We start from the raw sequence: 11,843 nt of genomic DNA, 5'->3' as shown, positions 1-11,843 counted from the left end.
AGGGCGGGAGAGGGGTGGTCAGGAGTAGCGGGCGCGCAGCTCGGCCTCCAGGACTTCGAGCGTGCGGCCGCGGGTCTCGGGGGCGTGCCGCCGGACGAAGACGAGGGAGAGCAGGCCCGCCACCACGAAGAGGAAGAAGGTGTTGGAGATGTCGATGCCGGCGACCAGGGACGGGAAGACCAGGCCGATCACGAAGTTGGTCAGCCACAGGACCACGGCCGCCACGCCCATCCCGAAGCCGCGCATCCGCATCGGGAAGACCTCGGAGAGCATCAGCCAGGTCACCGGCGAGATCGCGCCCTGCTGGAAGGCGAGGAACGCCACGGTCATGGCGAGTACGGCGAAGGCCCGGATCTCGCCCGCCGGCAGCACCAGGGAGAAGACGCCGATCAGCGCCAGGGCGCTCGTGGTGCCGGCCAGGCCGGTCATCAGCATCGGGCGCCGGTCGACCCGGCCGAGCAGCCAGATGCCGACGAAGGTGGCCAGTACGGAGATCACCCCGTTGGCGATGTTCGCCGTCAGCGCGGCGTCGGAGGTGAAACCCGCGTCGGTGAGGATCCGCGTGCCGTAATACATGATCGTGTTGACGCCGGTGATCTGCTGCACGATCGCGATGCCGAAGCCGACGAACATCAGCCGGCGCAGCCAGGGCACGGCCCGCATGTCCCGCCAGCCGCCGAGCCGCTCGCGCTCGTCGTCGGCGGCCAGCGTGGCCACCTCGGCCAGTTCGGCCGCGGCGCGCTGCCGGGAACGCACCTGCCGGAGCACCGCCAGGGCGTCGTCGAGCCGGCCCCGTGCGGCGAGCCAGCGCGGGCTCTCCGGCATCACCAGCATGCCGAACCACAGCACCACGGCCGGAAGGGTGGCGACCACGAGCATCCAGCGCCAGACCCCGTCGGCCTCGCCCCCGACATGGCCGATGAACGCGTTGGTGGAGAAGGCCAGCAACTGGCCGCTGACGATCATGAGCTCGTTGCGGGTCACCAGTGCGCCGCGCCGCTCCGCGGGGGAGATCTCGGCGAGGAAGACGGGCACGGTCACCGACGCACCGCCGACCGCGAGGCCGAGCGCGAACCGCGCCGCGACCATGACCGCGGTGGTCGGCGCGAGCGCGCACGCCAGCGCCCCGGCGAAGAACAGCACGGCGAGGGCGAGGATGGTGCGCCGCCGTCCCCGGGCGTCGGACAGCCGGCCCCCGGCGACCGCGCCCAGAGCGGCCCCGAGCAGCAGTGAGCTGGTGACCATGCCCTCGGTCACCGGGGTCAGCCCCAGGTCGTCGGTCATGTAGGGCAGGGCGCCGTTGATGACGCCGGTGTCGTAGCCGAAGAGGAGGCCGCCGAAGGTGGCGATCACGGTGATGACCCGCAGCCGCCGGGAGACCGCGCGCGGGGTCGCGTCCGCGCCGGACGGTGTGGCGGCGTGGCCCGCCGCGTCGTCCCTGACGTCCATCGCCGCCCCCTACCGGCCGGCGCCGGGGCGCCGGGTGCCGCTGAGGCCGCAGTCGGCCAGGTGAGCGCGGGTGCGCACCGCGATGGGCAGTGGCACCTCGGGGGCGCACGGATACAGGTCCTGCTCCACGATGACGAACAGCTCGGCGTCGAGGCGGGCGAGCGCGGCCACCACCTCGGCCGCGTCGGGCACGCCCGCCGGTGGGGTCACGCACACGCCGCGCCGTACGGCCTCGCCGAAGGAGAGGTTCTCCGCGGCGACCTGGGCGAGGATCTCGGGTGCCATCTGCTTGATGTGAACGTAGCCGACGCGCTCGCCGAAGCGCCGGATCAGGTCGAGGTTGTCGCCGCCGCCGTAGGCCACGTGCCCGGTGTCGAGGCAGAGGTTGGTGTAGCGGCCGTCGGACTCGTTGAGCAGCCGCTCGATCTCCGGCTGGGTCTGCACGTGGCTGTCGGCGTGCGGGTGGACGACCAGCCGGACGTCGTACTCCTCAAGGAGCAGCCGGCCCAGGCGGTCGGCCGTCCGGCCGAGGTCCGCCCACTGCGCGGGTGTCAGCTCGGGGGACTCGGTGTGCGCGCCGGTCTTCTCGTCCCGGTACATCGGCGGGATGAGGACGAGGTGGTGGGCGCCCGCGGCCGCGGTCAGGGCGGCGACCCGGCGGACGTGGTCGAGCGTCTCGGGCCATGCCTCCGGGCGGTGCAGCGCGCCGAACGCGGTGCCGCCGGAGACCTGGAGTCCTCGGGCGTCCAGTTCCGCCCTGAGGCGTTGCGGATCGGTGGGCAGGTAGCCGTACGGGCCCAGCTCCAGCCACCGGTAGCCGGCCTCGTCGAGCTCGTCGAGGAAGCGGGAGTAGGGGACCTGGTGTTCGTCCTCGGGGAACCAGACGCCCCAGGAGTCGGGGGCGGAGCCCAGGCAGAGGTTGCCTGCGACGGTGCGGATCGGGGATGGCGACGTTGACACGGCGTGTCCTCCGGGCAGGGAGCGGATCGGGGGTGCGGCCGGTGGGCGACAGGAAGCTGGAGCGCTCTACTAGAGCGCGCTATAGTGACTGGCATCACTCTGCATCTGTCCGAATGTCCTGTCAATAGCGGGTCGTCGGGAGACCGAGCGGCGGCCCGCTAGGGTGGGCGGGGCCGGAGGTGGCTTCAAAAGTGGATGTGTCGGGCAGGCAGCGCCCCACAATGGCGGACGTCGCCGCGAAGGCGGGCGTGTCCCGGGCGCTGGTCTCCGTGGTGTTCCGCAACCAGCCGGGAGCCAGTGGTGCGACCCGGGACCGCGTGCTGCGGGTCGCCGACGAGATCGGCTACCGGCCCGACAGCGCGGCCCGGCTGCTCGCCCGCGGGCGCAGCCGCACGCTCGGCGTGCTGTTCTCGGCGCACCAGACCTTCCACGCCGATCTCGTCGAGGGAATCTATCCCGAGGCCGAGCGGCTCGGTTACGATGTCCTGCTCTCCGCCACCGTCCAGGGCCGGGGCGAGCGCAAGGCGGTCGAGGCGCTGCTCGCCCACCGCTGCGAGGGAGTCATCCTGCTCGGTCCCGACACCGACCTCGCGGAACTCGGCGCGCTGGGAGAACGCACGGTCGCCGTCTCCGTGGGCCGCCCGATGCCCGGCGCCCGCGTCGACAGCGTGCACACGGCCGAGGGCAAGGGCGTCCGGCAGGCCATGGACCACCTGGCCGAACTGGGCCACCGCCGGATCGTGCACGTCGACGGCGGCCGGGGGCCGGGCTCGGCCGCGCGGCGGCGCGCCTACCGGGCCGCCATGCGCCGGCACGGACTGGAGTCCGAACTGCGGGTGATCCCCGGACGGCACACCGAGGAGTCCGGTATCGAGACCGGCCGCCTGCTCCTGGCGGAACGCGAGCGGGGACTGCGGCTGCCGACGGCGGTCCTCGCGGGCAACGACCGGTGCGCGCTGGGCCTGCTGATGGCCCTGACACGGGGCGGCGTGGAGGTTCCGCGCGACATGTCCGTCGTCGGCTACGACGACAGTCACCTCTCCCACCTGATGCCGGTCGGCCTGACCACCGTCCGCCAGGACGCCCGGCTCATGGCGGAGCGCGCGGTGCGGTTCGCCGTGGAACGGCTGGAGGACCCGGAGCTGCCGCCCCGGGAGGCGGTGCTGGACCCGAAACTCGTGGTGCGGGGGACCAGCGGGCCGGTCCCGCAGGGCCCGCCCTGACAGCCCGGCGGCCGGGCGGGGCCGCGCGGCCGTACCGGGCGCCGGACGTTTCGGCCCGCACTGAAAACGATTCTCGGTACTATGCGGAGCGGACCCACCGCCGAACGACGACAAGGACGCTTCCGTGCCGGACAGGTCAGCGGGATCCCCGGTCCGTTCCTCCTCACTGGGCGACAGCATCGCCGACGGGTGGAGTGACCGCGACGACGACCTCCCGCCTCCCGACTGGGGCCGCCCCACCGGCCCGCGGCGCACCGCCACCGTGTGGCTGTTCGCCGCGTTCATCGCACTTCTCGGCCTGGGCAACGCCTGGCTCTCGGACCGGCTCACTCACGAGGCGTTCCTGGCCTGGGCCACGATCTTCACCGCCATCAGCCTGCAGGCGATGCCGTTCCTGGTGTTCGGCGTCGCCCTGTCGGCCGCGCTGACGGCGTTCGTCCCGGCCTCGGTGTGGCAGCGGGCGATACCGCGCCATCCGGCCGCGGCGGTGCCGGTGGCGGGCGCGGCGGGCGCCGTGCTGCCCGGCTGCGAGTGCGCGTCGGTGCCGATCGCCGGGAGCCTCATCCGGCGCGGGGTGGCGCCCGCCGCCGCGCTGACCTTCCTGCTGGCCGCACCGGCGATCAACCCGGTGGTGCTGATCGCCACCGCCGTGGCCTTCCCGAACCGGCCCGAGATGGTGGTCGCCCGGCTGGTCGCCTCGCTGGGGGCGGCGGTCGTCGTCGGCTGGCTGTGGGCGCGCTTCGGCCGGAGCGCCTGGCTGCGTCCGCCCCGCGCGCACCACGACCCCGACGCGTCGCCGTGGACGGTGTTCCGCGAGTCGATGCAGCACGACCTCATGCACGCGGGCGGCTTCCTCGTCGTGGGCGCGCTCGCGGCGGCGACCCTGAACGTGCTGGTCCCCCGTGACTGGGTGGCCGCGGTCGCCGACCTGCCGGTGGTCTCGGTTCTGGTCCTGGCCGCGCTGGCCGTGCTGCTGTCCATCTGTTCCGAGGCCGACGCGTTCGTCGCCGCGAGCCTGAGCGAGTTCAGCGGTACCGCCCAGCTCGCGTTCCTCGTGGTGGGCCCCATGGTCGACCTGAAGCTGATCGCCATGCAGGCCGGCACGTTCGGCTGGGCGTTCGTGCGGCGGTTCGTCCCGCTGACCCTGCTGCTCACCCTGCTGTTCAGTTTCGCCGTCGGAGGGCTGCTGCTGTGAACCGGATCGCCCAGGGCATCGTGCTCGTGCTGCTCGGCGCCGCCGCGCTGAGCTGCACCGTCGTCTCCGACCTGTACCTCAACTACGTGCAGTCGGCGTTCCGCCCGTTCCTGGCCGCGGCCGGCGTGGTGCTCCTCGTGCTCGGCGTCGTCGCGATCGCGGTGGACCTGCGCTCGGCGCGCACGCCGGACCCGGCGGCGGAACCGGGGCACGACCACGCGGGCCACGCCGCGGCCGGTCACGACGGTCACGGGCACGGCGCCCCGAGGGTGGCCTGGCTGCTGCTGCTCCCGGTGATCGCGGTGTTCGTCGTCAGCCCACCGGCGCTGGGCGCCTACACGGCGTCGGGCGCCGCCTCCGGGCCGCCGCGGGAGTCCGCCGCGTCGCTGGACGATCTGGACGAGGAGGAGTGGGGCGACCCCTCCCGGCCGCGCGAGATGGAACTCCAGGAGTTCGTGATGCGGGCGTGGACCGACCAGGAGCGCACGATGGCCGGGCGGACGGTGCGCCTCACCGGCTTCGTGGTGCCCAACCCCGAGGGCGAGGGCTGGTATCTCGCCCGGCTGCAGATGGCGTGCTGCGCCGCGGACGCCATCGTCAACCGGGTCCTCATCACCGACGAGCCCGAGCCGCCCAAGGACAGCTGGTGGCGGGTGGACGGCACGTGGGTGGAACCGGAAGGGGACATCCAGGCGATCCGCGACCACCGGTTCTCGGTGAGCGAGATGGTCGAGGTCGAGAACCCGCCCGACCCCTACGAGTGACCGTCCGCCCCGGTGGGCGCCGGCCCGTGCCGCCCGCTGCGGACGGCACGGGCGGACCGGGCCGGCGCGTCAGAACGCGAACACGCCGCCGGTCTCGTTCCCGGCCACGCACGGGTTGGTGAAGTCCTTGCGGTAGTCCACCGGAGTTCCGTTCCAGTGGCCGGTGGCCCGCAGCACGCCCGGGTCGAACTCCATCGTGCACGCGCCCGAGTGGGCGCGGACCTGCCCGAAGTCGCCGTCCGCTCTGGCCAGTGTGGCGCACGCGTCGGCCGCCCGCGGATGGCTGCCGCCGGCGGGACCGCACTCCAGGACCACGCTGCGCTGGTTCTCGCCGTTCTCCGGGGTGATGGTCAGCTCCAGCCGCGCCGTCGGCTCCGCCGCGGCGGCCGGTGCCGCCAGGGCGCTCACCGAGGTCACGGCCGACACCGCCACCGCCGCCATCAGGGCGCCCAGCTCTCGTTTCCGCACGATCTCTCCCTCTCCTCACTCGGACGGACGGGTGCCCGCCTTCGCCACTGCGGGTCATTAAACCGTGACGGAACGTCGTTTGTCGGGGGTTCTTGGGGTTTGCTGGCCGGACTTTTGCCGGGCGCCGAGGCGGCGGCGGGCGCGGGTCGCGAGTCCCTGGCCCGGCGGGATCGCTCCGGCCGTGCGCTCGGTGGTGAGTCCCCCCGGCCGTGGCGAGGAGGTCCGCCCGCCCTCCCTGGGCGCGTGGCGGCCGGCGGGGTGGGGGGACGGGTTCTCCGTGCGGCCGGCCCACCCTCCGTCACGCACGGCGAGGGGGCGCGGGTCCGGACGTGCCGCCGGACCTCAGGGGCGCCGGTGGTGGGGACGATGTTAAAATGAAAATCATTTTCATCCATGGAAGTCGAGGAGTCCGATGTCCCAAGGCCTGCCCGCCCGGGTGGTGGTCGTCTCCGGCCTGCACGCGGCGGCCCGAGCGCACGTCGTCGAGGAACTGCTGCACGCGGTCCCCGGGGCGCTCGCCGTCCACCACGACCTCAGCGACGTCGCCGGTGGAGTCGTCCGGCGGGTGCTGCGCGACCGTTGGGGAGAGCGTGACCGCTCCCGGGTGGATCTGGTGCACGCCTGCGTCTCCTGCACGCTGCGGGAGGATCTGGTGCCGCTCCTGCTCGACCTCGCCGAACGGGGGGAGGACCGGCTGTTCGTGGTGGAGTCCTGGGACGGCGTGGAGCCCCGCCAGATCGCCGAGGCGCTGACCCGCACGCTGGTGAACGGACGGCCGGTGTCCACCTGGCTGCGCGTCGGGGCGGTCATCACCGCGGTCGCCGCCGAGCGGCTGGTCGCCGACCTCGCCACGACCGACGACATGACCGACCGGCGGCTGGCCATCGCGAGCGAGGACGACCGCACCGTCGCCGAGGTGCTCGCGCGGCAGGTCGAGTACCCCACCGCGCTCGCCGTGCACGGCGCCGAGGGGGCGGACGCGGCCGAGCGGGAGCGCTGCACGGCCGTGCTCTCCCAGCTGAACCCGGCGGCCCTCGTCGTGCCCGCCGAGCGCGGCGCGCTGGTTCCGCTCCTGGCCGGCCACTTCGACGTCGCGGCGGCCGCCGCCCGTACCGACCCCACCACGGCCCAGCCGCCCGAGCGGTGCGAGGCCGGCGAGGTGCGCACCGTCACCTGGCGGCGGTTCCGCCCGCTGCATCCGGCCCGGCTGCACGCGGCGCTGGACGACGTGGTCGCCGCCGGCCTGCGCAGCCGCGGGCGGTTCTGGCTGGCCAGCCACCCCGACACGATGCTGGTGTGGGACGCCGCGGGCTCCTCGCTCGCACTGGAGCCGGCCGGCCCGTGGCTGGCCGCGCTGCCCGACGCCGCCTGGGACATGGTCACCGAACAGCGCCGCGCCGCGGCCGATCTCGACTGGCACCCGGTCAGTGGGGACCGCTGCCAGTGCCTCTCGTTCACCGGCGTCGGGCTCGACGTGGACCGCCTGGTCGGGATTCTGGACTCCTGCCTGCTGACCGAGGAGGAGATGGCCGACGAGTCCCGCCGGTGGACCCGCGCCGACGACCCGTTCGCCGAGGTCCTGGACATCGCGTCCTGAGCGGACCCGCCGCCCCTACCCCCGCGTCACGACCCGTCCCGACCCGAAAGGACACCGTCATGTCTCCACGCCCGCGCCCGGCGGCATCCACCCGCCGGTTCGCTAACCCGCTGCACGGAGTCGACCACGTCGACTACAAGGACGTGCGGCTGCTCCGCACCTTCATCTCCGACCGGGGCAAGATCCGCAGCCGCCGGGTCACCCGGGTCACCGCACGCCAGCAGCGACTCCTCGCGCGAGCGATCAAGACCGCCCGCGAGATGGCGCTGCTGCCGTACCCGAATCAGGAGCGCGGGACCCCGCGCGGCGGGGGACGCGACTGACGCCCCCTGACACAACGGCGGCCGTCGGCACCCGGCACCGGTGTGCCGGCGCGCCGACGGCCGCCGCGCCCGTTACGACTACCAGCTGGACTTGGTGATGCCCGGGAGCTCACCCCGGTGCGCCATCTCGCGGAACCGGATCCGCGACAGGCCGAACTTGCGCAGGTGGCCGCGCGGCCGGCCGTCCACCGCGTCACGGTTGCGCAGCCGGGTACGGCTGGCGTCCCTCGGCTGCCGGGCCAGTTCGCGCACGGCCGCGTCGCGCACGTCGGCCGGGGTGCCGGGATGGCTGATCACGCGCTTCAGCTCGGCGCGGCGCTCGGCGTACCGGGCGACGACGAGCGCCCGCTGCTCGTTACGGGCGATCTTGCTCTTCTTCGCCATCGGTCAGACCCGCTCTCCGCGCGCCCGGATGTCGGCGACGACGCGCTCGATGCCGCGCCGGTCGATCACCCGCATGCCCTTGACGCTGACGCGCAGCCGCACGTACCGCCGCTCGCTGGGCAGCCAGTACCGCTTGTTCTGGACGTTGGGGTCCCAGCGGCGCCGGGTGCGCCGGTGGGAGTGCGAGACGCTGTTGCCGAAGGCGGGCGCGCGGCCCGTCACCTGGCAGACGCGGGACATGGGGTCCTCCTGTGGGGACGTGGTCGGATCGGACCGTCACTCTACCGGAAACGATAATCGTTTTCGTTCGTGCGGGGGTGCCGAGCGCCGGGAACCGCGGCGTCCGTATGATCGCGGCGGACCGGATGCGACGGCAGGACGGGGACCACCGACATGACCAGTGAGCGCGGTACCGACGAACTGATCACCGTGGCCGAGGGGCCGGTGCTGACCGTGACCTTCAACCGGCCGGAGCAGCGCAACGCCATGACGTGGGACATGTACGACGGCCTGTACGCCGCCTGCGAGCGCGCCGACGCCGACCCCGGCATCCGGGCGATGGTGCTGCGCGGCGCGGGTGAGCAGGCGTTCGTCGCGGGGACCGACATCGGGCAGTTCGCCGACTTCGCGGGCGGCTTCGACGGCGTCGAGTACGAGCGCCGCATCGAGCGGGTGATCGAGCGCATCGCCGACGTCACGGTCCCCACCGTCGCCGCGGTGCGCGGCGTCTGCGTGGGCGGCGGACTGGCGATCGCGGCCGCCTGCGACCTGCGGATCGCCACCCCCGGCTCCCGGTTCGGGGTGCCGATCGCCCGCACGCTCGGCAACTGCCTGTCGATGAACACCTACAACCTCCTGGTGTTCCACCTCGGACCGGCGCGGACCCTCGATCTGCTGCTCAACGCCCGGCTGTACTCCGGGTCCGAGGCGCACGCCGCCGGTTTCGTGGCGGAACTCGCCGAACCGGCCGAACTGGACGCCGTCCTCGGCCGCGCGATCCAGCGGCTGCTCGGGCACGCGCCGATCACCATGTGGGCCACCAAGCGCGCGGTGCACCGGCTCCGGCGCGCCGGGGTGCCGACCGGCGACGACCTCGTGTCCGCGGCGTTCGGCAGCGAGGACTTCCAGCAGGCCGTCCGGGCCTTCGCGGAGAAGCGCCGCCCGGAGTGGCGCGGGCGGTGACCCCGCGGTCCTGTGGGCGCCCGCCGCCGTCCCGTCGCGGGCGCCCACGGGACCGAAAGCGCACCCCGGCCGGGACCGCCGCGGTGGCGACACTGCATCCTGGTGGGTGGGCCAACGCCCGGGGAGCCCGACGGGGCCTTCGAGGACACGAGCACCGAGGATGAGGAACGTGCTGCGCACTCTGATCAACGGAAAGATCCACCGAGCCACGGTCACCCAGGCCGACCTGCACTACGTGGGCTCGATCACCATCGACGCCGACCTGATGGCGGCGGCCGACATCGTCGAGGGCGAGCAGGTGCACGTCGTCGACATCGACAACGGCAACCGGCTGGTCACCTACGCGATCACCGGCGAGGCCGGCAGCGGCGTGATCGGGATCAACGGAGCGGCGGCCCACCTCGTCCGCCCGGGCGACCTGGTGATCATCATGTCCTACGCCCAGCTCGACGAGGTCGAGCGCGCGCGGCACCGGCCGAGGGTCGTGCACGTCGACGCGGCCAACCGGATCGTCGCCCTCGGCGCCGACCCCGCCGAGCCGGTCCCCGGCTCCGGCCAGGTTCCGGGCACCGTGGTGCGGTAACCGGCCGCGGCGTGCCGGGCGGCACGGCCGTCCGTGTCCCGCGCGAAGATCGCCGGTAGGTCGCCGTCAAGAGGCGGACGGCCGACGGCGCGGGGCGCCCGCGCACGGCGGCGGACCGGGGTCGCGGCGCAGGCACGCCGACGAGCGGTGACGCCGGTGGCGGGGAACAGGGACGCGCCGCCCGCCGCCCGGTGGCCGGTTCTGGCCCGATCACGCCCGCGATTTCGGGTATGCACCTGTCGGGCGGATCGTCACCGCCAATGCGGCCGGCGGCGCGCCCAGGCAGTGCCTCTTCAGCGGCCCCGAAGCTGGAAGGAACGCCGGTGAGCCTGGTCGAGCTGGTACTGGCGCGCTGTCCGGTCGTCCGGCGCTCCAGCGCGCGGTGGCGAACGCGATGACCGATGACGCCGCGGCGTACGGGACGCCCGAGGATCGCGGCATCGACCCGGACCGCCGCCGCATGGCGGCGCACATCGAGTGGCAGAAGCAGGGCACCTGGGTGGTGCTGTGGGGTCCCTACACCCGGCGGTTCTGGGCGTTCGCCTGCTGGCCGGTGCCGCCCGGCGGCACCGTCGTCTCCGCCCAGGAACCCGACGGACTGTACGCGGAGATGCGGGAGGTGGAGCGCCGTTACGGCTTTCTGCGGTGGCGGTACGGCCGCCGCTGACTCCGTGGCCTCACGGGGCCAGGGCCGGATTGCGGATCCACTGCCGTAGCTCCGCGCGGCGCTCGTCGTCCTCCTTGAGCGGGCACGTGGTGCAGAAGCCGTGCTCGGGGTCGCCCTTGTAGTCGAAGCAGCAGGTGCCGCGCACCGCCCAGGTGCCGCGCGGGTGGTTCTCGCAGAACGGGAACAGCCGCGGCCGGGCGCGGGTGGTGGCGCCGGCGAGCACCAGCGCGTCGCCCAGCCGGCTGGCGCGCTCCCAGGCGGCCTCGGCGTCGCGGCCGAGGAACCGCGCCGGGTTGAGCATGTAGAAGTGCATGGTGTCCATCACCCACCCCCACAGCGTGCGCAGGCCCACCCGGGTGTGCCGGTGCAGCGCGGCCAGGATGGGGGAGAACGCCGCGACCATGCTCTCGGCGGCGAGCCGGTCCAGCCCGGCCTCGTCGCGGACCACGACGGCATCGGGATGACCGGCGCAGGCGTCGCCGGGCAGCACGGCGACCCGGGTACGGGTGACGGTCGGCGCGCCGAAGCTGGCGTTCGACCGCCACGGGAACCACAGGTGCGCGCCGTCGACCAGGGGAGCGCGGCCGGTGAGGTAGGTGCCGGCGGCCACCATGAAGATCGGCTCGCGCAGCAGCGCCCGCATGAAGTGCGTGGCCGCGGGCAGCTTGTGGTTCGGGCCGTGGTGCGCGGTGATCTGGTCGAAGAGCGTCGGCAGGATGCCCTCGGCGACCATGAGGTCGGCCCGGTACCAGTGCTCGGTGCCCGGGTGCTCCCGGACCGAGCGGACCTCCGGCGTGCGGATGTCGGGCAGTGGCGCGAACTTCAGCGGCGTGCACGCCTCGACCACCGTCTGGAGGGGGTGCGGCGTACGTTCCATGCGGGAGTCCGCCCTTTCAGCCACTGGATGAGGTGCCGCGCCCCGAAGCGACCGGCGACGCGGATCGACCGGCGCCGCGACGGGCGGTACGGCGATGGCGACACCGCCCCGGCGCCATGATCTCTTAGTTGAGGCTACCCTAACCGGAAGTGGGCGGCAATCAGGCATGAC

The 11,843-nt window shown here is 73.6% G+C and carries 14 protein-coding genes; 8 read left to right on the top strand and 6 right to left on the bottom strand.

The window, feature by feature from the left end:
• Positions 1 to 18: 18 nt before the first annotated feature.
• Both ACFQRF_RS05980 and ACFQRF_RS05975 read right to left on the bottom strand, forming a co-directional pair.
• Positions 19 to 1,449, bottom strand: coding sequence for a sugar porter family MFS transporter (locus tag ACFQRF_RS05980; RefSeq protein ID WP_379869512.1), 1,431 nt, complete (start codon positions 1,447 to 1,449; stop codon positions 19 to 21).
• A gap of 9 nt (positions 1,450 to 1,458) precedes the next feature.
• Positions 1,459 to 2,388 (bottom strand): TIM barrel protein, encoded by a 930-nt coding sequence (locus ACFQRF_RS05975; protein WP_379869775.1) that lies wholly within the window; start codon positions 2,386 to 2,388, stop codon positions 1,459 to 1,461.
• Between the two features lie 242 nt (positions 2,389 to 2,630).
• On the opposite strand from ACFQRF_RS05975, the gene ACFQRF_RS05970 reads away from it, so the two are divergent.
• The 3 genes from ACFQRF_RS05970 (at position 2,631) to ACFQRF_RS05960 (ending at position 5,591) form a co-directional block, all read left to right on the top strand.
• A complete protein-coding gene (locus ACFQRF_RS05970; RefSeq protein WP_379869510.1) occupies positions 2,631 to 3,632 on the top strand; it encodes a LacI family DNA-binding transcriptional regulator in 1,002 nt (333 codons plus the stop codon).
• A gap of 124 nt (positions 3,633 to 3,756) precedes the next feature.
• On the top strand, positions 3,757 to 4,827 hold the full coding sequence (locus tag ACFQRF_RS05965; RefSeq protein WP_379869508.1) for a permease: 1,071 nt from the start codon (positions 3,757 to 3,759) through the stop codon (positions 4,825 to 4,827).
• Entirely contained in the window at positions 4,824 to 5,591 is a 768-nt protein-coding gene (locus tag ACFQRF_RS05960) for a TIGR03943 family putative permease subunit (protein WP_379869507.1), read from the top strand. The genes ACFQRF_RS05965 and ACFQRF_RS05960 overlap by 4 nt, the downstream gene beginning before the upstream one ends.
• A 69-nt stretch (positions 5,592 to 5,660) precedes the next feature.
• Here ACFQRF_RS05960 and ACFQRF_RS05955 read toward each other — a convergent pair whose 3' ends face one another.
• The gene (locus ACFQRF_RS05955; protein ID WP_379869505.1) at positions 5,661 to 6,059 is read right to left on the bottom strand and encodes an SSI family serine proteinase inhibitor; all 399 of its coding nucleotides are present in this window, start codon (positions 6,057 to 6,059) and stop codon (positions 5,661 to 5,663) included.
• A gap of 412 nt (positions 6,060 to 6,471) precedes the next feature.
• On the opposite strand from ACFQRF_RS05955, the gene ACFQRF_RS05950 reads away from it, so the two are divergent.
• Positions 6,472 to 7,656 carry a CobW family GTP-binding protein gene (locus tag ACFQRF_RS05950; protein ID WP_379869503.1) on the top strand — a complete coding sequence of 395 codons (1,185 nt, stop codon included), beginning with the start codon at positions 6,472 to 6,474 and terminating at the stop codon, positions 7,654 to 7,656.
• 59 nt (positions 7,657 to 7,715) lie between these two features.
• Positions 7,716 to 7,979, top strand: coding sequence for a 30S ribosomal protein S18 (rpsR, locus tag ACFQRF_RS05945; protein WP_379869502.1), 264 nt, complete (start codon positions 7,716 to 7,718; stop codon positions 7,977 to 7,979).
• A 78-nt stretch (positions 7,980 to 8,057) separates the two neighbouring features.
• Here rpsR and rpsN read toward each other — a convergent pair whose 3' ends face one another.
• Both rpsN and rpmB read right to left on the bottom strand, forming a co-directional pair.
• On the bottom strand, positions 8,058 to 8,363 hold the full coding sequence (gene rpsN / locus ACFQRF_RS05940; RefSeq protein WP_379869500.1) for a 30S ribosomal protein S14: 306 nt from the start codon (positions 8,361 to 8,363) through the stop codon (positions 8,058 to 8,060).
• A 3-nt stretch (positions 8,364 to 8,366) separates the two neighbouring features.
• The gene (gene rpmB, locus ACFQRF_RS05935) at positions 8,367 to 8,603 is read right to left on the bottom strand and encodes a 50S ribosomal protein L28 (RefSeq protein WP_379869498.1); all 237 of its coding nucleotides are present in this window, start codon (positions 8,601 to 8,603) and stop codon (positions 8,367 to 8,369) included.
• Between the two features lie 153 nt (positions 8,604 to 8,756).
• Between rpmB and ACFQRF_RS05930 the strand changes: the two genes are divergently transcribed.
• From ACFQRF_RS05930 to ACFQRF_RS05920, 3 genes are all read left to right on the top strand, one after another.
• On the top strand, positions 8,757 to 9,545 hold the full coding sequence (locus ACFQRF_RS05930) for an enoyl-CoA hydratase/isomerase family protein (RefSeq protein ID WP_379869497.1): 789 nt from the start codon (positions 8,757 to 8,759) through the stop codon (positions 9,543 to 9,545).
• Between the two features lie 169 nt (positions 9,546 to 9,714).
• The gene (gene panD / locus ACFQRF_RS05925) at positions 9,715 to 10,128 is read left to right on the top strand and encodes an aspartate 1-decarboxylase (RefSeq protein ID WP_379869496.1); all 414 of its coding nucleotides are present in this window, start codon (positions 9,715 to 9,717) and stop codon (positions 10,126 to 10,128) included.
• A 394-nt stretch (positions 10,129 to 10,522) separates the two neighbouring features.
• Positions 10,523 to 10,795, top strand: coding sequence for a hypothetical protein (locus ACFQRF_RS05920; RefSeq protein WP_379869495.1), 273 nt, complete (start codon positions 10,523 to 10,525; stop codon positions 10,793 to 10,795).
• Between the two features lie 10 nt (positions 10,796 to 10,805).
• On the opposite strand, the gene ACFQRF_RS05915 is transcribed toward ACFQRF_RS05920, so the two are convergent.
• Positions 10,806 to 11,672: a (2Fe-2S)-binding protein gene (locus ACFQRF_RS05915; protein ID WP_379869493.1), complete on the bottom strand. Its 867-nt coding sequence runs from the start codon at positions 11,670 to 11,672 to the stop codon at positions 10,806 to 10,808.
• Positions 11,673 to 11,843: the final 171 nt, after the last annotated feature.

The sequence above is a fragment of the Marinactinospora rubrisoli genome, from assembly GCF_042664915.1.
In the GTDB taxonomy this organism is placed as follows: Bacteria; Actinomycetota; Actinomycetes; order Streptosporangiales; family Streptosporangiaceae; genus Marinitenerispora; species Marinitenerispora rubrisoli.
Note: the sequence above shows the minus strand (reverse complement) of the source record. Positions and strands in the feature narration are given on the sequence as shown.

What these genes read in the sequence shown, in the direction of transcription:
- ACFQRF_RS05980 (WP_379869512.1), bottom strand. Translation starts at nt 1,449, where the DNA reads ATGGACGTCAGGGACGACGCGGCGGGCCACGCCGCCACACCGTCCGGC.
- ACFQRF_RS05970 (WP_379869510.1), top strand. Translation starts at nt 2,631, where the DNA reads ATGGCGGACGTCGCCGCGAAGGCGGGCGTGTCCCGGGCGCTGGTCTCC.
- ACFQRF_RS05950 (WP_379869503.1), top strand. Translation starts at nt 6,472, where the DNA reads ATGTCCCAAGGCCTGCCCGCCCGGGTGGTGGTCGTCTCCGGCCTGCAC.
- rpsR (WP_379869502.1), top strand. Translation starts at nt 7,716, where the DNA reads ATGTCTCCACGCCCGCGCCCGGCGGCATCCACCCGCCGGTTCGCTAAC.
- rpsN (WP_379869500.1), bottom strand. Translation starts at nt 8,363, where the DNA reads ATGGCGAAGAAGAGCAAGATCGCCCGTAACGAGCAGCGGGCGCTCGTC.
- rpmB (WP_379869498.1), bottom strand. Translation starts at nt 8,603, where the DNA reads ATGTCCCGCGTCTGCCAGGTGACGGGCCGCGCGCCCGCCTTCGGCAAC.
- ACFQRF_RS05930 (WP_379869497.1), top strand. Translation starts at nt 8,757, where the DNA reads ATGACCAGTGAGCGCGGTACCGACGAACTGATCACCGTGGCCGAGGGG.
- ACFQRF_RS05920 (WP_379869495.1), top strand. Translation starts at nt 10,523, where the DNA reads ATGACCGATGACGCCGCGGCGTACGGGACGCCCGAGGATCGCGGCATC.
- ACFQRF_RS05915 (WP_379869493.1), bottom strand. Translation starts at nt 11,672, where the DNA reads ATGGAACGTACGCCGCACCCCCTCCAGACGGTGGTCGAGGCGTGCACG.